General features: G+C 67.8%; 14 protein-coding genes and 1 pseudogene. 8 read left to right on the top strand and 7 right to left on the bottom strand.

Translation table 11 applies throughout. The features are described from left to right. Positions 1–31: 31 nt before the first annotated feature. Both Aple_RS31850 and Aple_RS31845 read right to left on the bottom strand, forming a co-directional pair. On the bottom strand, positions 32–2,212 hold the full coding sequence (locus Aple_RS31850; RefSeq protein WP_155348419.1) for a beta-propeller domain-containing protein: 2,181 nt from the start codon (positions 2,210–2,212) through the stop codon (positions 32–34). Positions 2,213–2,255: 43 nt separating this feature from the next. Next, positions 2,256–4,409, bottom strand: a complete 2,154-nt coding sequence (locus Aple_RS31845) for a serine/threonine protein kinase (protein WP_170321753.1) — start codon at positions 4,407–4,409, stop codon at positions 2,256–2,258. A 337-nt stretch (positions 4,410–4,746) separates the two neighbouring features. On the opposite strand from Aple_RS31845, the gene guaA reads away from it, so the two are divergent. Next, positions 4,747–6,312 (top strand): glutamine-hydrolyzing GMP synthase, encoded by a 1,566-nt coding sequence (gene guaA, locus Aple_RS31840; protein WP_174889902.1) that lies wholly within the window; start codon positions 4,747–4,749, stop codon positions 6,310–6,312. 150 nt (positions 6,313–6,462) lie between these two features. Continuing rightward, positions 6,463–7,590, top strand: coding sequence for an acyltransferase family protein (locus tag Aple_RS31835; protein WP_155348417.1), 1,128 nt, complete (start codon positions 6,463–6,465; stop codon positions 7,588–7,590). Here the strand turns inward: Aple_RS31835 and Aple_RS31830 are convergent. Continuing rightward, a complete protein-coding gene (locus tag Aple_RS31830; protein WP_155348416.1) occupies positions 7,587–8,390 on the bottom strand; it encodes a polysaccharide deacetylase family protein in 804 nt (267 codons plus the stop codon). The two genes, Aple_RS31835 and Aple_RS31830, sit on opposite strands and share 4 nt — an antisense overlap. A gap of 112 nt (positions 8,391–8,502) precedes the next feature. Between Aple_RS31830 and Aple_RS31825 the strand changes: the two genes are divergently transcribed. Then, a complete protein-coding gene (locus Aple_RS31825) occupies positions 8,503–8,862 on the top strand; it encodes a glycosyltransferase (protein WP_155348415.1) in 360 nt (119 codons plus the stop codon). Further along, entirely contained in the window at positions 8,859–9,530 is a 672-nt protein-coding gene (locus tag Aple_RS31820) for a hypothetical protein (RefSeq protein WP_155348414.1), read from the top strand. The genes Aple_RS31825 and Aple_RS31820 overlap by 4 nt, the downstream gene beginning before the upstream one ends. On the opposite strand, the gene Aple_RS31815 is transcribed toward Aple_RS31820, so the two are convergent. Beyond that, positions 9,517–11,058 carry a stealth family protein gene (locus Aple_RS31815; RefSeq protein ID WP_155348413.1) on the bottom strand — a complete coding sequence of 514 codons (1,542 nt, stop codon included), beginning with the start codon at positions 11,056–11,058 and terminating at the stop codon, positions 9,517–9,519. The genes Aple_RS31820 and Aple_RS31815 overlap by 14 nt on opposite strands. A gap of 158 nt (positions 11,059–11,216) precedes the next feature. Here Aple_RS31815 and Aple_RS31810 point away from each other — a divergent pair, with 158 nt between their 5' ends. Genes Aple_RS31810 through Aple_RS31800 form a run of 3 tightly spaced genes read left to right on the top strand, consistent with a single transcriptional unit; the run spans position 11,217 to position 14,135 of the window. Continuing rightward, entirely contained in the window at positions 11,217–12,074 is an 858-nt protein-coding gene (locus Aple_RS31810; RefSeq protein WP_155348412.1) for a CDP-alcohol phosphatidyltransferase family protein, read from the top strand. Further along, complete coding sequence (locus Aple_RS31805) at positions 12,067–13,068, top strand: sulfotransferase family protein (protein WP_155348411.1); 1,002 nt, start codon at positions 12,067–12,069, stop codon at positions 13,066–13,068. The genes Aple_RS31810 and Aple_RS31805 overlap by 8 nt, the downstream gene beginning before the upstream one ends. After that, on the top strand, positions 13,065–14,135 hold the full coding sequence (locus Aple_RS31800; protein ID WP_246264921.1) for a sulfotransferase family protein: 1,071 nt from the start codon (positions 13,065–13,067) through the stop codon (positions 14,133–14,135). Before Aple_RS31805 ends, Aple_RS31800 begins: the two co-directional genes overlap by 4 nt. On the opposite strand, the gene Aple_RS31795 is transcribed toward Aple_RS31800, so the two are convergent. Both Aple_RS31795 and Aple_RS31790 read right to left on the bottom strand, forming a co-directional pair. After that, positions 14,116–15,174 carry a glycosyltransferase gene (locus tag Aple_RS31795; protein WP_155348410.1) on the bottom strand — a complete coding sequence of 353 codons (1,059 nt, stop codon included), beginning with the start codon at positions 15,172–15,174 and terminating at the stop codon, positions 14,116–14,118. The genes Aple_RS31800 and Aple_RS31795 overlap by 20 nt on opposite strands. Further along, positions 15,171–17,882, bottom strand: coding sequence for a bifunctional glycosyltransferase/CDP-glycerol:glycerophosphate glycerophosphotransferase (locus Aple_RS31790; RefSeq protein WP_155348409.1), 2,712 nt, complete (start codon positions 17,880–17,882; stop codon positions 15,171–15,173). Before Aple_RS31790 ends, Aple_RS31795 begins: the two co-directional genes overlap by 4 nt. A gap of 1,046 nt (positions 17,883–18,928) precedes the next feature. On the opposite strand from Aple_RS31790, the gene Aple_RS53675 reads away from it, so the two are divergent. Continuing rightward, entirely contained in the window at positions 18,929–19,690 is a 762-nt protein-coding gene (locus tag Aple_RS53675; protein WP_218038584.1) for a hypothetical protein, read from the top strand. On the opposite strand, the pseudogene Aple_RS52880 reads toward Aple_RS53675, so the two are convergent. Beyond that, a pseudogene (locus Aple_RS52880) lies at positions 19,691–19,956 on the bottom strand (SRPBCC family protein); the annotation flags it as partial.

The following is a 19,956-nucleotide window of genomic DNA, read 5'->3' as shown; positions in this document are numbered from 1 at the left end:
TTCGTTTGGGCCCGGGCCGGAGTCGTGGAGGTTAGGTGAAAGGGAGCCAGGTTTGGTCGGTGAGGGTGGTGGAGTCGTTGATTTTGAGGCCTAGGTCGGAGACGGTCCAGATGGTGTTGCCGATGATCAGGCAGCGGCGGATGCCGGGGTTGGCGGGGGCGAATTCGGCTTGTTGGGCGACTTTGGGGTGTTTGATTGTGCCGAGTTTGGTGATTTGGGTGTCGGTGATGTGGAGGACCAGGGCGGAGCTGCCTTCGGACCAGTTGTCGCCCCAGCTCATGAGGGGCATCATGGCGAGGCCGCTTTCTGGCCAGTAGAGGAACGCGTGGGGGTCCCATTCGGCGTCGGAGCCGCTTTTTTCCTGGACGAAGCGGGATAGGGCCTTCGGGGCGGTGGGGTCGGCGACGTCGAAGAGGGAGACCTGGGTGCCGGTCTGGCGGCCTTCCGTGGTGGCTTCCTGGCCTACGCCGATCAGGCGGCCGGGGCCGGCGGGGTGCAGGTAGGCGGAGTAGCCGGTGATTTTGAGTTCGCCGGTGACCTTGGGGGCGGACGGGTCGCGGAGGTCAAGGGCGTACAGCGGGTCGACCTGGCGGAAGGTGACGACGTAGCCGAGGTCGCCGATGAAGCGGACCGAATAGATCTGCTCGTCTTTGCCGAGGCCGGTGACTGAGCCGACTTGAGCGAGGGTGTCGGATTTGAGGATGTAGACGGCGCTTTCGCTCTTGCCGTTGGCCGTGCGCGGGGTGTCGGTGGTCGCTATGCGCAGATGTCCGGCATGTTCGGATAGCGAGTACTGGTTGAGCAGCCGGCCGGGGACGGAACCGGAGCTCACGTAGCGGGGTGAACCCGGCGCGGTGATGTCGAAGCGGTGGATTTCGGTTCGTTCGGGCGGAGGGGTCGCTTCCGGCGCGGCGGTGGACTGCGCGGCGGAGGGGACGACCTCCGGGACGGCGGTGGACTGCACGGCGGAGGGCTCGACGGTCTCCGGGACGGCGGTGGACTGCACGGCGGAGGGGGCGGGCTCCGGGGCCACAGAAGTGGGAGGTGCCGGGCTTAGCGTGATTTTTTCGGCGTCGGGGTGGCTTGGCTGGACCTCGGGTGCGACAGAGCCGACCGGGTCCGGGATCAGAGTGGGCATCTCCGGGTCGTGCGTGGGTGCTTGCGCCGTGGGCGTGCTGACGACGTCGGGAATCGGCATCGTCGGCATGAACCAGAACTGCGGGTTGCTGGTGACGTAGAGGCTGTCCTTCGTTCCGTACACGGTGTCGCCGTCGGCGACGACGCTGATCGGCTCGACCGACGCGAAGGAGCCGTTCAGGTCCAGGGTGTGCACGGTCAGCAGGGACGTGCCGGTGAACTCGGCGGGATGGCTGACGTTCTCGCACTTCACCGTGTGCGGCGTCGTGACACCGTCAGCCTTGACCTCGAACTTGGGCAGCCAGGCCTCGATCGGCGCGCTCTCGACGGCCGCCTTGTTCGCCGCCAGCACGTCGGCGCCCGACGCGTTCGGCTTCAGCTCGGGGAGGGCGATGTCGGGTGCGGATTTGACCACGATGCGGACGGTCGTGCCCACCATCCGGGCGTCCACATGGCTGCCGCTCATCGACATCGAGGCGAGTTCGGTGGGTTTGCCGGTCAGGTCGACCAGGACATACTTCGGGCCGAGCGGGCCGGGACGAACCCGGGCGATCGAGTCCATCGCCATGATCTCGCCGCCGTGGGTCATCAGCACCAGCGCGCGGCTCCCCGACAGCAGCAGGTCGGCCGGCATCCAGTTCTGCTCCTTCGGCACCAGCCGGAGCTCCCCGGTCACCTTCCGGGTGGCCGTGTCGATCACGCGGAGCACGCCCTGGGTGACCACGACCACCCGGGCGCCGTCCGTCTTGACCAGGTCGGGTTCGTCCACTCCGGCTTCGTGCACATTGGTGGTCGAATACGAGCCAACGCTGGCCGTGTCGGCCGCCCTCCCGTCCGCCTGCTCCATCAGGGCCATGGGCGGCATGCCGATGCCCCACGCGCCGACGTTCCGCGCGGTCGCCGCCCGCAGGCCGGCGAGCATGTCGTCGCATCCGTCGTAGGAGACCAGCTGGATCTTGCCGGTCAGGTTGACCGCGGGGGGAGCCGAGGAGCCGCCGCCGCTGCCGCCGGACACGCACGCGGTGGCCAGCAGCGCGACGGCCACCGCCCCGGCTGCCCGAATCGAAATCCTCATGCCCCCCTACACGGATCCGGTTCGGGCACGGTTCAGACGAGACCTAACTGCTACCAGTGCGTACGTAGTAGGGGGACAGCCGTTTCACGTCGGTGGTTTCGATGAGATCGCGTACGACGTCACCTTCGAGATCCACGATGGCGACCTTGGACAACTCCGAACTGGGCGACATCCAGCAGTACAGGTGCTGGTCGTCCCACCAGCCGAGCACCGTGTTGCAGTCGGAGGTGAACTGGGTTTGCGCGGCGCCCGTCTCGGAGTCCCAGATGCAGTTCCCGGCGTTCGTGTCGGGGCATTTGGTGACGAACTTATCGCCGGACGGCGAGTACAGGCCGTTCGCGGTGTTGTGCGGCACGCCGACTCCGGGGATCGTCTTCACGACCTCCCCCTGGAAGTTGTAGTGCCGCAACCCGCTCGTCGTCCCATCCGTATAAGAGATGACAAATCCGGATTCGTCGGGGCTCCAGTAGAAGCGGCCGTCCTTGATCGTGGGGTCGTTGATCCGGCGGATGGTGGTCTTGCCGGTGGTGATGTCGATGACGATGAAGCCCTTGACGGTCCAGTTCTCGCCGCTCGGGTTGAGGATAGTGAACAGCAGGCGGCTGCTGCTCTTGGACCATTCGCCGTACTCGTACGTGAGCGGCAGTTTGACCGTTTTTAGGGTCTGAACCGCGCCGGTGGAACGAGTGATGACGTCCACGCCGTGGTAGTCGTCGGACATGTAGTTGCGGGGGCGCCCGACCGCGTAGGTCCCGTCCGGGGAGAGGTACTGCTGCCAGTATTTGGTGCTGCGGGTGAACTTTCCGTCACGCGACTCGCGTGGATAATTGATCCAGTCCTTACCGGATTCGTCGCTGATGTCGTAGTAGGTGAGGGCGAGAGGGTCGGTCGAGGCCTCGTACAGGTAGGCGGACAATCCCGGCAGTTTTGTGCGGACCGGCGTAGCGGTGGGGCTCGGCTCCGGCTCCGGAGTCGTCGGCTCGGACGACACGCTGCTCGACGACGACGAGCCCGCGCCAGTCGTCACGGTGCTGTTGTCGCGCATCGCGACCACCACGACCGCCGCGATCACGACCACGGCCACCCCGACCGCGACGGCGGCCACCCCGACCCTGGAGTTCTTCTGGACCGGAACCTGCGTGCCCATGTGGTGGATCGGCTGCGGGTGGTACGGCGGGGGCGGCGGCTGGTTGACCGGAGGCGGCAGGGGCTGGTTGATGGGCGGCATGCCGTAGGAGCCCGTTTGCGGGGGAACGCCGGCGGTGTACTGCTTGGTCGGAACGGATGGCGGCGCGCCGTACGGCGTATGCGGCGGGGCCCAGGCGTTGGGCGGCGGCGGTGTGGCACCGGCCGCGGCGGCCGCTTCCTGCAGCATCGCCGGGTTCGGCTGGGAGTGCTGGAGCAGCCGTAACAGCACCTGCTCCGCCGTGGGCCGGGCGCGTGGATCCTTGGCGACACAGGATTCGACCACGTCGCGCAGCAGGCCCTGTAACGCGTCGGTGCTCGGCGCCGCGTTCAGGATGCGGTTGATCACCGCGGGGAGCGTGTCGCTGCCGAACGGGCTGTTGCCGGTCGCCGCGTACAGGATGGTGCAAGCCCAGGCGAACAGGTCGGCGGGAGGGCCGACCTGGTGGCCCATGATCTGCTCGGGCGCCATGTACGCGGGAGTCCCCACCGGCCGGGACGTCTGGGTCGCGGACGCGTCCAGCGCCTTGGCGATGCCGAAGTCGATCACACGAGGGCCGTCCGGGCCCATGATCACGTTGGCCGGTTTGAAGTCGCGGTGCACCACGCCCGCTTGGTGGATCGCGGCCAGCGCGGTCGCCGTGCCGATCGCCAGCCGGTGTAGCGCGGGCCCGCCCAGCGGCCCCGACGTCAGCACCCGCTGCTGGAGCGTGTCCCCTTCGATGTACTCACTCACGATGTACGGCTGATCGCCCGCCACGCCAGTTTCGATCAGCTGGGCCGTACAGAACGGCGAAACCCGCTTGGCGGCGTCCACCTCCCGCAGGAACCGCTCCCGCATCATCGGATCCCCGGCCAGGTCCGACCGAAGCAACTTGACGGCGACGTGATCCCCCGACGACCCCACCCCAAGAAAGACGACCCCCTGGCCACCTTCCCCGATTCGCCCCTGAAGGCGGTACGCACCCAGGTTGTGGGGATCGCCCGACCTCAGTGGAACGATTTCCGGCATAAGAGAATTGTGGGTCCACCGAGGACATGGTGGAAGCATCGTGTCCTGATGGTTGTACTAGTCGGCCCCTGGGTTCCGCCGCGCGCGGGTGTCCTGCGCCCGGAGTTGACTGCGACGTATCTCCTCGCTCATCCTAGAACCGTCACGGGCACTAGCCCGTGAAAGTGAACCCGGCAGCTTTCCGGACGGAGAGTCGGCCGGGTTTTGCGCGTTCATGGCAAGTCCAATGCGTGGGTGCGGTGGAGGTCCTCAAGGGGTTCCTGGTCGTGGCGTACGGGTGGGAGAACGGCGTCGATAGACTGGTGGGACCGCTGGTTCTTGGCTTGGGGGTCTTGTTGTGTCCGGTGAGGTGCGGCAGTCGGAGTTCGACACGGTTTTGGTGGTCGACTTCGGGGCGCAGTATGCGCAGTTGATCGCGCGGCGGGTGCGGGAGTGCCATGTGTACTCGGAGATCGTGCCGTCGACGATGCCGGTGGACGAGATGATGGCCAAGCGGCCCAAGGCGATCATCCTGTCGGGAGGGCCTTCGTCGGTGTATGCCGAGGGGGCTCCGGTTGTGCCGGAGGGGCTGTTCGAGACCGGGGTGCCGACGTTCGGGATCTGTTATGGGTTCCAGGTTATGGCGCAGGCGCTGGGCGGGCGGGTCGCGCGGACGGGGGCGGCGGAGTTCGGGGGGACGGCGCTGACCGTGCTGCGGGAGGGCATGCTGTTCGCGGGGTTGCCGGCGGCGCAGCAGGTGTGGATGTCGCACGGGGATTCCGTGGTGGCTGCTCCGGAGGGGTTCCTGGTCACGGCGTCGACTGCGGATACGCCGGTGGCGGGGTTCGAGGATGCGGCGCGCGGGATCTACGGGGTGCAGTTCCATCCCGAGGTGATGCACTCCGATCACGGCCAGGCGGTGCTGAAGCACTTCCTGGACGCGGCGGGGTGCCGGCCGTCGTGGACGATGGTGAACATCGTCGAGGACGCGGTCACGGCTGTGCGGGAGCAGGTGGGGGATGGGCGGGCGATTTGCGCGCTGTCCGGCGGGGTGGATTCCGCGGTCGCGGCGGCCATCGTGCAGCGGGCCATCGGGGAGCGGCTGACCTGCGTGTTCGTCGATCACGGGCTGCTGCGCAAGGGGGAGGCGGAGCAGGTCGAGCGGGATTTCGTGGCCGCGACCGGGGTGAAGCTGCGGGTGGTGGACGCGGCTGAGCGGTTCCTCAAGGCGCTGGCGGGGGTGAGCGAGCCGGAGGAGAAGCGGAAGATCATCGGGCGGGAGTTCATCCGGGTGTTCGAGGATGAGCAGCGGGCGATCCTGGCGGATGGGCCTGCGGATTTCCTGGTGCAGGGCACGCTTTATCCGGATGTGGTGGAGTCGGGCGGCGGGACCGGGACCGCGAACATCAAGTCGCATCACAACGTCGGCGGGTTGCCGGAGGATCTGAAGTTCTCGCTGGTGGAGCCGTTGCGGGCACTGTTCAAGGATGAGGTTCGCCGGGCCGGGGAAGAGCTGGGGCTGCCTGCGGCGATGGTCTGGCGGCAGCCGTTCCCGGGGCCTGGGCTGGGGATTCGCATCATTGGTGAGGTCACCCAGGAGCGGCTCGACATTCTGCGTGAAGCCGATGCGATCGCTCGGGAGGAGCTGTCGCGGGCTGGGCTCGATCGGGAGATCTGGCAGTGTCCGGTGGTGTTGCTCGCCGATGTGCGCTCGGTCGGGGTCCAGGGCGATGGCCGCACGTACGGGCATCCGGTCGTGCTGCGGCCGGTCACCTCGGAGGACGCGATGACCGCTGACTGGTCCCGGGTGCCTTATGACGTCCTGTCGCGCATCTCCACCCGGATCACCAACGAGGTCCGCGAAGTGAATCGCGTCACCCTCGACATCACCAGCAAGCCCCCGGGCACCATCGAGTGGGAGTAGCCGCTTCGCTTAGGCGAGGTGGGGGAAATCGGGCGGTGTGGGGTCTGGTGGGCGGGTAGGTTAGCGCGAGTGATTTCCACACAGCAGGGGCTTTCTTCGCAGAGTTCGCGAGTTGCGGCTGGGTCTGGTGTGTCGTCCCGTGGGGGGCGGATGGCTTGGCTGGACGCGTTGCGGGGGGTGGGGGCGCTCGCGGTGGTGGGCGAGCATATGTTGCCGTGGATTCTGCCGGGGTTGCGGCCTTATTGGTTTAACATGGGCATGTATGGTGTGCTCGTATTTTTTCTGGTTAGTGGGTATATTATCCCGGCTTCATTGGAGTCCCGGGGTGACGTCAGAGCCTTTTGGATAAGTCGGATATTTCGCCTTTATCCGTTGTATTTGCTTGTTATTGCGGTTGCGTTGATTATTGCTATTTGGGTGCCTGTTCGGGTTCAGGTGCCTCGGGATCTTTCAGGTGTGGCCGCGCATCTGACCATGTTGCTGGATGTGGTTCACATCGGTGGGCTTGCCGATCCGATGTGGACTTTGTCGTACGAGATGGTGTTTTATCTGCTGGTCACAGCCCTGTTCGTCCGCGGAATCCATCGCGCGAGCGGCGTCTACGCCATCGTGTTCGGCGCGATCGCCATCGTGGCCGGGATCATTTTCGATTCACCGATACTCGGCGGCCCATGGCCCGCGATCATCTCCGGCGCCCTCTTCCTCACCGGCCTCACCTGCCTGTTGTCCGGAAATTTCCGGACAACTGCCGCCTACACGCTCGGCCTCATGGCCGTCATTCTGCTGCTGTTCAGCGGCTACGTCCCCTGGTTCGGCGCCGCGATTCTCGCCGTCATGTTCACCGGCACGACCCTCTACCGCTGGGAACACGGCACCGGCCCATTCTGGCCGGTCCTCGCCTCCGCCGCCCTGGTCGCCATCTCCCCGGTCTGGTCGATCCAGGCCGGCTGGTGGTGGGTCCAACCCCAGGTGTGGATCACCACCCTGGCCCTGGCCGCCGCCACCTTCGCCGCCGCCAGAGCCCTCCGCGACCGCACCATCCCCCGCACACTCGTCTGGCTCGGCCTGGTCAGCTACTCCGTCTACCTGCTGCACCACCCGCTGCTGCGCCTGCTGCCCGAATTCTTCGGCGACATGCGCGACCTCACCCTCACCACCAGGCTCGCCCTCGGCACCGGCTACCTCGCCACGCTGCTGCTGCTCAGCTGGGCCACCTACCGCCTGGTCGAAGGCCCAGCCCAGCGCCTCGGCAAACGCCTGGCCAGAAGAACGGCCTAGACCTCGCCGGCCGGCCCGGAGAAATCGTCGTCGTCGTCCAGCTCGCCGGTCTCATTCTTCGGGTACGACTCACCCGGCACCAACGTCTGCCCTTCCAGCAGCTTGGACACCGTGACGAAGTAGTACCCCTCCTTCGCCAGCGTGGAGAGCACCTTCGGCATCGAGTCGACCGTCTCCTTGACGGTCTCGTGCATCAGGACGACCGCGTTCTTCCCGGCGGCCTCCAGCGCGGCCGTGGTGAGGAACGCCACGTCCCGATAATCCTTGACATAGTCCTTGGTGGCGACTGTGCCCGGGATCTGGGCCAGCTTCAGCTTGGCCACGACCGCGTTCACGTCGTCGTCGGTCAGCCCGCCGGGCGCGCGGAACAGCGTCGGCGTCTTGCCGGTGGTCTTCTTGATCAGCTTCTGGGTCTCGTTGATCTCTTTGTAGATCTCAGCGGGAGTCAGATCGGTCAGCCACGGGTGGCTCCACGTGTGGTTCCCCAGCTCATGGCCACCCTTGACGATGTTCTTGGTCAGCACCGGGTGTTTCTTCACCCGCGAGCCCATCACGAAGAACGTCGCCTTGGCCTTGTACTTCTTCAGCGTGGCCAGCAGCTTCGTGGTGTTGTCAGACGGACCGTCGTCAAAGGTCAAAGCGATGCACTTGTGCGTTTCGCAGAACGGGACGGCCTTTTTGCCCGGGGCCGCTTTGACAGTGACCTTCGTGTCCATTGGGGCGGCCTGAGCTCCGGCCGCCGGTAGCAGCACCAGGGTCGCACAGGCGGTAAGGGCGGGAATGGTGTGACGCAGCAGCATTGCGGCATCCTAACGTGCCCTCCTGGGAGTTTTCTGAGGCTCTCACCATCCGGGCGGAGCGGACGCGGCAAGGAAAGCCCAACCGGGCCGCCAGGAAACCGCAAACCCCGGCATGACCTGCCGATTCGGTGCTCATGTTGGCTGGAAACGACGAACGGCAGATCCGAGGTTCCGGCTGATCCGGCGACGGCACGGCGGTCCCGGCGCGGCCCGCGAGACCGGGCTGCGGCACGCCACCGGTGAATCGTTGCTGTTCCTGGAGGGCGACGCCCTGGTGCCGCTGACCGCGCTCGAACTGATGGCGGGCAGCCTGATGGTCGTCGCGCTGTCCGGGCATCTGCTGGCCAAGGCGGTAGACGCCCGGCCCGAGCTGGACGGGAACGCGCGCGGGCATGCCGTTCTGCCCCTGGACGACGCCGCGAAACGGGTGGTAGATCATTTGCTCGCGTATTCCGATATTCTCCCCCGGTGAGTCGCCGCCGAAAGCAGAGTTCAGGTCACCCCGCCAAGCGTGCCGCCGCCCGGACCCCTGGCAAGGAATCCCCGCTGCTCCGCGCCGCGGCGGCCACCCCGGTCATGCGCGGCCTGCGCGGCCTGGCGGCCTGGGTCGGCGACGGCGTCGCGGTGACCGACACCGGGGTCCCCCGGCCGGGCGACATTCCCGACCTGTGCCAGGCGCTCGGCCTGGAGCCCCCGCCGATCAAGATCCGCACCGCCAGCCGGGTGCCCTGGCTGATGTCCCTGTGGGCGGTCGCCCGCGCCGCCGACGTGATCCAGATCAAGGGCCGCAAGGCCCGCCCCGGCGCAGGGCTCGCCGTGGACGCCCTGGAGACCTGGCGGAACGCGTTCGTCCGCACTGTAGACGGCGACGACGAGGAGTTCATCGAAGGCGCCGAAGGCGGTGCGCTGGTGGCGCTCCAGGTCCTGGCCAACGTGCCCGCCGGGAGCGCCGTGGACGAAGCCGCCCTGGACGCGACCATCCGCGCCGCCGCCGAGGCCGAGGGCGTCACCTTCGACGTCGCCGCCGGCCTGGACCTGCTCGCCTTCTTCGGCGCGGTGCGCCGCGACCCCGGGCGGGCCACCCTCACCCCGCTGGGCGCCCACCTCGTCACCGTCCTGCACGAACTCACCCCGGCGTGACCTCCTCGAACGGGCTGGGCATCGGGTAGTACGCCTCCAGGAACTTGTGCACCATCGCGTCCTGCTCGGGCGTGGTGGCCGCGGTGTCGTTCAGGCAGTAGGCGTCGTGCTCCCGGGCCGCCAGCATGCGCCGCATCTTTGCCGGAGCCTTGCGCATCGACAGGTCCACGTAGGTGTAGTGCACCGACCCCGGAATCGCCCGCCCGGTCAGATATCCGTAATAGTGCACCAGCGAGGACACCACCGAGATGTCGCTGGAGCGCCGGAACGCCGATCGGGTGGTCTCCTCGAACTCCTCCGCGAACCGGTCCTCCAGCTCGAACAGCAACGACCGGCGCAACGCGTACGGCACGTGCTTCATTTTCTGGGTGAGGGTGCGGCCGGACAGCTCCTCCAGCAGCCGCCGGTTGTTCATCCCGGCCGCGTGCACCGGATTGTCCTCATGCAGCGCGAACGGCACCTGCGCCGCCGACGGGAAGAACCGGGTGATGCCATTCCCCTCGAAGAACATCTCCGGACAGAGCGGACGCCCCACGAAGAAGTCATCGTTCAGGTAAAGGAAATGCTCGGCCAGCCCTTCGATGCGATGCAGCTGTGCCTCGATCGCGTGCGAGTTGAACACCGGCAGCAGGCCGGGATCCCGGAAGATCTCCTTGTGATCCACCACCTGGATCCGGTCGTTCTCCCGCAGCCAGGACGGCCGCTGCTGGTCGGTGACCAGCCAGATCTTCCTGATCCAGGGCGCGTAGGTCACCAGCGAGCGCAGTGAATACCGCAGCTCGTCGCGGCTGACGAAACGCGCCTCGGAGACGGCCGCCTCGCTCAGCCCGCCGGTCAGCGCCAGGTCGCGGCGCGCCCGCCAGGCCGGGTCGGCGCCGTCCACCCAGGTGTAGACGGCGTCGATCGGGAAATCGATCTCGTCGACCAGGCGGCAGAGGAACTCCGGCCGGGTCAGGTAGCTCCGCTCGCCCACGGTGACCAGCCGGTTGAACAGCTCCTCCCGGCCCTCCACCGTGGGCCCGTCCACCGGGACCGCCTCGCACACCCGGTTCGGCCGGGGCGCCACGAGGAGATCGTCCTCCACGTGCCAGATCTCCAGATCGATGCCCGTCTCGCCGCCGAGCGTGAACGTCCTGGCCGGGTTGGTGAAGAACTGCGCCAGCCGGATCACCCGGGCGTGCGCCAGGTCGGTCTTGCGCAGCGGGCGGAGCCGCTCGAAGTCCGGCCGCCGCATGCCGCTGCGCCCGGTCGGCAGCCGGGCCGCGTAGAAGGCGTGCCGGGCCAGCGCGGCCAGCGCCCGGGCCCGGTACACGGTGCGCACCGCCACCACGGGTGGCCGCCCGGCCAGCGGCCGGACGCAGAAGAACGGCACGTCGGCCTCGGCCAGCGTGCGGCAGACCAGGTCGAGCGTCTCCCGCACGGCATGGAGCGGGCTCAGCTCGCCTCGGATGAGGGCGGACTGCGGCGGCGAGGTGTCCCGCGCGCCCAGTCGCCCCTGCAACTGTCGATACAACGATCCCACAGGCATGGGTCTCCCCCCGAAGATTCCAGGACTCTAACCGACGTCCGCCGCGTTGGCAGGGGCTTTGCCCACGTCAGGGCAACGGTCAAGAAGTGGCAACGAGATCCCCCGGCTGTCACCGAAGAAGAGGTTACCGACTACCCGGCGTAGCCATTCTTACGTGCATGGGGGGCTTCACGCTCGATGACATCAATGCGGCGCGCAAGCCGCGAGACTCGTGGTGGACCGTTTTTCTGGTCGATCCACTGGCCTGCCGTCTCGCGCTGCTCGTCGCCAACCACACTTCGATCACGCCCAACGGGCTGACCCGGCTGTCCATCCTGCTCGGGTTCGGCGCCGCGGGGTTGTTCGCCACCGGCCGCCTGGCCGCCGGGGCGATCCTGTTCTACCTGAGCTTCATGGTCGACTGCATGGACGGGAAGATCGCGCGGCTGAAGGGCACCGGCACGCCGTTCGGGCTCTGGCTGGACTACGTGGGCGACCGCGTGCGGATCCTGTGCTGCGCGTTCGGCTTCGCCTACGGCCAGGGCGCGTCGGTCTACTGGATCACCGGCACCGTCGTGGTCCTGCTCGACCTGTTCAGGTATATCAACGCGCCGCAGGTCAACCGGGTCAGGGAAGCCACCAGGACGCTGGCCGCCGCCCGCGCGGGCGGCGAGGTCGTCTTCGTGGAGGACGTGCTGCGGCTCACCCCGCAGTCCCGGGTGGGGCACCTGGTCGCCACCCACGACCAGCCGCTGGTGGACCTGCATCGCGGCTGGCGCCGGACGTTCCCGTGGTTCGACCGGTTCCGGATCTTCCTGGTCCGGCATCGGGTGCGCACCCATGTGGTGGGCGGCATCGAGTTCCATGCCGCCGTCTTCGTGATCGCGCCGCCGTTCGGGCCGTGGGCGATGGTGTGGGCCGCGGGCGTCGCGGGGGCGCTGGTGCTCCTGTTCGAGGCCGCGCTGGTCTACCGGATCTGGCTGGCCGCCCGGGAGGCCGGGCGCACCGTACCGAAAAGGGAGAAGGTTCTTGTCTGAGCGGCCGATCTTCGTTGTCGGGTGTCCGCGATCCGGCACCACGATGCTGCAGCTCATGCTGCACGCGCACCCGCGGGTGGCGGTGCCCCCGGAGACCCGGATCCTGGTGCAGGCCTACCGGGACAGGCGCCAGTGGGGCGACCTGCGCCGGCCGAAGAACCGGCGCGCCCTGGCCAGGTGGATCGCGAAGGGGCCGCGGACGCAGTTCGAGGATCTCGGCGTCGATAAGGATGAGTTCATCCGGCGGGCGGTGGCCGGGCCCGGCAGCCTCGGGTCCGTCGTCGGCCTGGTGTACGCGATGTTCGCCGAGCGGCACGGCAAGATCCGCTGGGGCGACAAGCGCCCGCCCTACATCCGGCATCTGGACGCGGTGCTGGCCATGTTCCCGGACGCCCAGATCGTGCACCTGATCAGGGACGGCCGGGACTGCGTGGCCTCGCTGAAGGAGATGCCGTGGTTCAAGGGGGACATCTCCGAGGCCGTCTACCGGTGGGCCGAGGCGATCGACATCGGGCGGGGGCACAAGCTGCCGCCGGACAGCTACTACGAGCTGCGCTACGAGGATCTGTGCGCCGATCCGACGGGCACGCTGACCGGTCTGTGCACGTTCATCGGCGAGGAATACGACCCGGCGATGCGGGAGCCGTACCGGGTGGCGGATGTGGTGCCCGCGCACAAGGAGTGGCATGTCAACACGCGGCAGGCGGTGACGACCACCCGGGCCGGGAGCTGGTCGAGCCGGTTGGATCCGGACGAGGTGTCGCTCTGCGAGACCGTGCTGGGAAGCCGGCTCACCGCCTACGGCTACGAGCTGACCGGCGCGCCGCGGGCCCCGCGCCGGGACCTCACCGCCTACGAGAAGACGGCCAGCTCGTGGCGGCGCGAGTTGCGGCGGACGGCGCTGGTCGAGCGGATCAACCGGTTCCGCGAGCCGGGCCCGGTGGCCGCGTTGCTCACCAACACCCAGCGCGAGCTCGCGGGTGTCCCTAAATGAACAGACTTGTCACGGGGGAGACGTACATGCAGGACAGGCCGATCTTCGTCATCGGCTGCCCGCGCTCGGGCACCACCATGCTGCAGCTGATGCTGCACTCGCACCCGCGGGTCGCGGTCCCGCCGGAGACCCGGTTCCTGGTCCCGGCCTACTTCGGCCGCCGCAAGTACGGCGACCAGCGCGAGCAGGTCAACCGCCGGGTGCTGGCCGAGTGGATCGCCACCGGCAGGGACACCAAGTTCCGCGAGCTCGGCCTCGACCGGGCCGCGTTCATCGACCAGGCCACCGCGGGCCCCGGCAGCCTGGGCTCGGTGATCGGCACGGTGTTCCGCAGCTACGCCGCCCGGTTCGGCAAGCCGCGCTGGGGCGACAAGCGGCCCAGCTACTTCAAGCACGTGGACATCCTGCTGCGGATGTTCCCCGACGCCCAGTTCATCCACCTGATCAGGGACGGCCGGGACTGCGTGGCCTCGCTGAAGGAGATGCCCTGGTATCACCTGAGCAGCTTCCACGCGATCTCCAACTGGGCCGAGGCCATCGACTTCGGTCGCAGGAACGCGGAGAAGCTGCCCCAGGGCAGCTACCACGAGCTGCGCTACGAGGACCTGACCGCCGATCCTGAGCTGGAGCTGAAGAAGCTCTGCGGGTTCATCGGCGAGGAGTATCACCCGGCCATGTGCGAGCCCCAGCACGTCGCCCAGGTGGCGGTGCCGGCGCACAAGGTGTGGCACAGCAACACGCACGGCGCGGTGACCACCGCCCGCTCGGGCAGCTGGTCGCAGCGGCTGGAACCGTGGGAGATCGCGCTCTGCGAGGACGTGCTGGGGGAGCGGCTGACCTCCTACGGGTACGCCTTGAGTGGGGCGCCGAAGGCGGCGAAGGAGCATGTCAGCGCGTACAAGACGGCGGCGGCCAAGCGCCGGTCGGCGCGGTGGCGGAAGACCAACCGGGACCGGATCAACCGGCTGCGCGAGCCGGGTCCGGTCGCCGCGCTGCTCACCGAGGGGCAGCGGAAGCTGGCCGGGCTGCCCCCGCGCGAGCTGGTGCTCAGCGCCGGAGGTGCGTGAAAAGCTCCTCCCAGCGGTCCACCACGTTCGGCAGCTTGAACTGGCGGGCGTGCCCCCGGGCGGCCGCGCCGAGGCGCCGCCGCTTGCGGGTGTCCGCCATCAGCGTGCTCAGCGCGGCGGCGAGCGCGGCCACGTCCCCCGGCGGGGCGAGCAGGCCGGTCTCGCCGTCCCTGACCAGGTGGCGTACGCCGCCGGAGACGTCGAAGGCCACCGCGGGCAGGCCGTGGGACGCGGCCTCGGCCAGCACCAGCGGCAACCCCTCATGGTCGCTGGAGAGCGCCGCCAGCGAGGCCGCCCGGTATTCCGCGGCCATCTCGCCGGCCGGGATCCGGCCGCGGAAGCGCACCCGGTCCGCCACCCCCTCGGTGACCGCGTGCACCATCAGCCGTCCCGCGTCCGGCCCGTCGCCGACCAGATGCAACTCCCAGTCCGAACGTCCGGTACGGCCGAAGGCCGAGATCAGCCGGTCGAACCGCTTGACCCCGGCCAGCCGTCCGACGGCCAGCACCCGGGGCCGGTCGAGCGGGGAGGTCTCCGGCGGCCAGTCGGGCAGCGGGTTGGGGATGTGCCAGGTGTTGGGCAGCAGCGCGTGCTCGGAGAACTGCCAGGCGTCGTCGGGGCTGAGGAAGACGGCCTGGTCGAGCGTGCCGTAGTGGGCTTTGACCGCGGCGTAGTGCCAGCAGCCGCGGGCGTGCGCGAACGAGCCGTGATACTGGCCGATGCCCTGGTGCAGGCGCAGGAGATCCTTCATCCGGGCGACGACGCCGGGGGATGTCATCACGACATATCCGGGTTCGAGGGAGTTGAGCAGCGCGGCGGTGCGCCGCCGGGCCCACGGACTGCGCTTCGGGCCCGGGCTGATCACGTGGTGGCTGTAGTGGGGCGCGGTCACGTAGGTGATCGGGTCGCCGGAGCGGTGCAGGCCCACCACGTGCACCTCGTGGCCGCGTTCGGCCAGGCCCTGGGCGACGGTGTGCACCACCCGCTGGATGCCGCCGAGCGTGTCGGCGTCCATGCTGGCGAAGACGACCGTGCTCATCGGCGGGCTTTCTCCCGTATGGTCAGCGGCCGGCCTTCGAAGAACGCCGACACGATCCTGGCGGCGGCGTCGCCGCGCTCGTCGGCGCACCAGGTGGTCAGGAAGGCGGCGTAGCGCTCCAGGTGGTACGGCTCGCGCAGCGCGGTCAGCAGTTCGGCGGTCGTGGTCACGCAGGGGCCGGGGGCGATGGCGGGGAAGTCGTAGTTGACGCCGCGTTCGGCGCGGCGGTATTCCTCCCAGTCGTCGATGTAGAACACCATCGGCTTGCCGGTGAGCGCGAAGTCGCACATCAGGGAGGAGTAGTCGGTGATCAGGATGTCGGCGGCCAGGAGGAGGTCGTTGATCTCGGGGTAGGCGCCCGCGGGGCGGACGAAGCCGCGCAGGCGTTCGGGGACCTGGTAGGTGTCGACGGGGTGGGTTCGCAGGACCAGGACCCACTCGCGGGAGAGGTGTTTGGCGAGTTCGGACAAGTTGATTCTTACGGATTTGCCGGACATCTTGTTTTGGTCGCGGTAGGTGGGGGCGTACAGGAGGATCTTCTTGTCCGGGGGGATCTCCAGGTGGTCTCTGACGCGGGTGCCGGCGGCCGGGTCGCCCTTGACGAGCACGTCGCAGCGGGGGGAGCCGAAGCGGAGCACCAGGCCGGCGTATTCGTTCGAGGGGACGAAGGTGCGCTCGAATTCGGCGCTCGGGGAGACCAGGGCGTCCCATCGGGCGACGTTGGCCCGCCATTCCTCGCGCGGGCCGGGGAAGTCGCCGCGCAGGTCGGGGGCGTTGAGGCCGACCATTTTGATGCCCTGGCCGTGCCAGGTTTGCAGGTATCTGGTGCCGGTGGGCTTCGGGAAGCCGAGCGGCATGCCGTGGCTGTCCACCCACCACCCCGCCCGCGCCATCGTCCACACGTGGCGCCAGCTCATGCGGCGGACCGTGGCGACGTCGGTGGGGAACGTGCCCTTCGCGCGGGACCAGACGGCGGTCAGGCCCAGGCCTCTTTTGAGGAGTTCTTCGTGGATGTAGCGGGGGTGTCCGGTGTAGCCCTTTCCGGCGTCGGCTTCGAAGAGGACGAGGTCCTTGCGCTGGGGGACGAATTTGATCAGCTGCTTGTAGACGCTGAGTTTGATCTTTCGTGAGCCGAGGTGGTGGCGGGCTCTTGCCGGGAGGGTGCGGAGTTTGCGGGCGTGGGGTTTCAGCCAGGGGGTGCGGGCGATCGCGCGCACCATGTCGGTGCGCAGCCAGGTCAGCCGGAGCACGCCGGCGGCGCTGTGCGGGCCGATCGTTATGCGGCGTCCGCGTAGGTTTACGGGGATCGGGTGTGTGGTGGGGGAGATCAGCACGCGATCGCTGGTCGTTCGACCGTCCTGCCGGGTGAAGTCGATCCTCGGCTCATGGAACCCACCCAGGTCCTGAAATTTCGCTATATCGAGGGTCAAAGTGGTCAGGTAGGTGCCGTTGGGTTGGGGCTTTGGCGTCAGCCGTACCTCGTGGTGGTCGATTTTCATCGTGGCGTGGTAGCCGGGCTTGATGACCTGGAACGGGTCGTATGTCGTGATCTCCATCGCGAGCGTTGCCGCGTTTATGGATATGTCGGTCACTTCATGCCGGATCCGGGTTGCGGTGAACGGCAGGTCGGCCAGCCCCAGTGTGGTGATGTCCAGAGCGGGGTCCTTCCGGTTGCCCCAGTACGTGCGCCCGCCTTCGACCAGAACCTCCCGAGGTGGCGCCTTCGGACCGGTCAAACTCTGCGCCGCGACCGCCAGCTCATCGATCCGGCCCTGCTGGATCAGCGTGCAGCAGACCCGTACCATCGGGTCGGCCTTGGCCAGCACTCCCGGCGCCAGCCGCTCCAGATACGGCCCGACCACCGCCGCCAGCTCCTGAGCCCAACTCAGGTCGTGATACGGCAGCGCGTTCAGATAAACCCGCAGATCCTGCCGGACGAACCGCACCTGCCGCTTGGGCACCAGATCCGCCAGGCCGTTCCGGCGCAGGATCTCGTCCGCGGCCTCGGCGGCTGCCACCCGCTGGCGGACATTGTCGACCTCGCGCAGATTCAGCGAGATCGACACCCCGCGCCCCGGCACCCGGTGCCAGTGATAAACCACCCACGGTACGATCGCGAACCGCTCGGCCGCCGCGTAAAGGTCGGCCGTGAAAACGTGATCCTCGTAATGCAGATCCTCCCGGAACCGCAGCTGATGCCGCCGCAGGAAATCCACCCGATACAACTTGTTCGTCGAGAACCCGTCCAGGAAAAGCTCCGGCTCGGCCCGAATGCCGTCCACCACCCGGCGCGGCGAGAACAACTCCGGATAGTACGGCCTCGTCTTCCCACTCGATTCGTACAGCCGCGAGATCTGCCCCGCCACGAAGTCCGACCCCGTGCGCTCGATCTCCGCCAGCAAGCTCTTACACGCATGCCTCGGCAGCTCGTCATCACTGTCCAGAAACATGATGAACGGCGCCCGCGCCGCGTCGATCCCATCGTTACGCGGCGCCCCGCATCCACCGCTGTTCCGCTCCCGCCGCACATACCGAACCCCCGGCAACCGCCGGACGACCCGCTCGGTCCCATCAGTACTCGCGTCGTCCACGACGATGATCTCGAGATTCCGCAACGTCTGCGCATAAAGCGACCGCACCGCCCGCCCCACCCGCCCGGCGTCGTTGTACGCGATCACAACAACACTGACATCCGGCCGCCCAGGCATCCGAAATCCCCCACTCAACCCAAAGATCCTGAGTGGTCTGTTCCCTTAACTAAGATCAGATCCGTCCCCTTCGCCCAACCCAAAGCTGCTTTTTACGCCCCTATTGCCCACATTCCATGCGTCGCCTTAGGTGGTTTTCCCACCCACCCAGCCCTTTGTTTCCCCTCGGGCTCCGCCCGCCCCCGTCACCGCCGTGGCTGCCGGGCGGATTGGCGGCGAATCCCGCGCCCGAGACCGAAGGCCGATGGGGCTGAGCGCCAGCGACCCAAAGGGGCGGTTGATGGGAAATCACCCGAACTCACCCATCACTCGCCAGTCACGGCTATTATTTCCAAACTAATAATAGTTTCCTGAATAATTATCGGAGGCCATCCACAACATGCCTGAGCGGGCACCAAGGCGTGAGTGGGAGTACCAGCAGCTGGAGGCGTTTGCTGGATCCAAGCTCCCAGGAGCCATGGTCGGGCTGGTCTATGGACGGCGCAGGCAGGGCAAATCCCTCATGCTTCACCTGCTCCATCAGCAGATGGGCGGGTTCATGTTCGCCGCCACCCAGCAGAGCGAGCGCCAGAACCTCACGGACCTAGGCGAGGCTTACGCAAGGTTCCTCGGGCTTCGGCATGCCATTGCCTTCAGGTCCTGGAGCGACGCGCTGGACGCCCTCTTGAATTTGGGAGACGAGCAGCCCACTTCGGTCATCATCGACGAGTTCTCCCATCTGGTGAGGACCAGCCCCGCGCTGCCCTCGTTCCTGCAGTCAGCGCTGAACCCCGCGAAGCGGCACACCCGGACTCGCCTCATCCTCAGCGGGAGCGATCTGCCCACAATGTCCCGCCTATTGGCCGCTAACGCGCCGCTATACGGCCGTGCCAGCCTGGACCTGATCGTGCGGCCGTTCGGCTTCCGGGACGCGGCGGAATTCTGGGACATCCGAGAGCCCGAACTGGCCTTTCGCGTGAACGCACTGGTGGGAGGAACACCGGCGTACCTGGCGATGTGTGGCGGATCAGCCCCGGCCACGATGGAGGCGTTCGACACATGGGGTGGTGCGCCGGATCCTGAGCCCGGCAAGCGCCATGTTCCGCGAAGGCGCGCGACTCCTGAGCGAGGAGCCATCGATCACCAAGCCCACGCCCTATGCCGCAGTCATAGCGGCCCTGAGCGCGGGATGCCGTCGGCGGTCGGAGATCGCCTCCGCGCTGGGACAGCCGAGCACCCATATCCTGTCGCGGCTCACCGAAATCGGCCTCATTGAGCAGGTCGACGATGCCCTGCGCGAGAAGCGGAGCGCGTTTCGCATCGCGGAGCCCGTGATGCGGCTGCATCGCCTACTGATCCAGCGGCACGAACCGGCGTTGGTCGCCGGATCCGCCGGACACGTTTGGGCCGGGGCTGAGGACACCGTCACCAGCAAGATCTATGGACCGCATTTCGCGGACCTGGCACGCGAGTGGTGCTTTGACCACGCGGCCCCGGAGACTCTCGGCGGAACTGCGACAAATGTCAGGCCGGGAGAGATTCGATGCCGGGAGCACCGTACCGGCCATGAAGCCCACATTGTCGTCACCGAAACGACTTCGTTTCCCAGCGGGAGAGTGATCGCCATCGGGGCAGCCGAAGGAACCATGACATCCATGGATCTCCCGCAGTTGCATCGATTGGAGCACCTTCGTGGGCTGTTGCCCGACGCGAAGACGAAGTTGTTGCTCTTCGCGCGGGCGGGTTTCACCCCTGAGCTGCGGGACGTGGCCGCCGGGCGGTCGGATGTGGAGCTCATCGACCTGGAGCGGCTGTACTTCGGGGGATGATCAGTGCTGGCGAGAGCGTCTGATCAGCCAGATGACCAGGGCCAGGACGCCCAGGGCGGCCAGGGCGGGGGCCAGGCGTTTCAGGACGGGGGCGCCGGCGATTTCCAGCAGGTCGAGCGCCTCCTCGTCCGGGGTTCGCGAGGTTCTGGCGGTGCCCGCGGGGTGGGCTTCCCGCGCCTGGGTCTCCTCGGCGACGGGGGTCTGGCGGGGGGTGGGGACGGCCGTCAGGTGGCGGGGCGGCTCCTCGGACTCGGTGGGAGCGGGGG

The sequence above is a fragment of the Acrocarpospora pleiomorpha genome (assembly GCF_009687885.1).
Lineage (GTDB): Bacteria > Actinomycetota > Actinomycetes > Streptosporangiales > Streptosporangiaceae > Acrocarpospora > Acrocarpospora pleiomorpha.
This window is presented reverse-complemented; position numbering and strand designations above follow the sequence as displayed.

Coding starts and splice junctions, on each gene's coding strand:
- Aple_RS31795 (WP_155348410.1), bottom strand. CDS start 15,174: ATGAGCACGGTCGTCTTCGCCAGCATGGACGCCGACACGCTCGGCGGC.
- Aple_RS31835 (WP_155348417.1), top strand. CDS start 6,463: ATGGCTTGGCTGGACGCGTTGCGGGGGGTGGGGGCGCTCGCGGTGGTG.
- Aple_RS31830 (WP_155348416.1), bottom strand. CDS start 8,390: ATGCTGCTGCGTCACACCATTCCCGCCCTTACCGCCTGTGCGACCCTG.
- Aple_RS31815 (WP_155348413.1), bottom strand. CDS start 11,058: ATGCCTGTGGGATCGTTGTATCGACAGTTGCAGGGGCGACTGGGCGCG.
- Aple_RS31810 (WP_155348412.1), top strand. CDS start 11,217: ATGGGGGGCTTCACGCTCGATGACATCAATGCGGCGCGCAAGCCGCGA.
- Aple_RS31800 (WP_246264921.1), top strand. CDS start 13,065: ATGAACAGACTTGTCACGGGGGAGACGTACATGCAGGACAGGCCGATC.
- Aple_RS31825 (WP_155348415.1), top strand. CDS start 8,503: ATGACCTGCCGATTCGGTGCTCATGTTGGCTGGAAACGACGAACGGCA.
- Aple_RS31790 (WP_155348409.1), bottom strand. CDS start 17,882: ATGCCTGGGCGGCCGGATGTCAGTGTTGTTGTGATCGCGTACAACGAC.
- Aple_RS31845 (WP_170321753.1), bottom strand. CDS start 4,409: ATGCCGGAAATCGTTCCACTGAGGTCGGGCGATCCCCACAACCTGGGT.
- Aple_RS31850 (WP_155348419.1), bottom strand. CDS start 2,212: ATGAGGATTTCGATTCGGGCAGCCGGGGCGGTGGCCGTCGCGCTGCTG.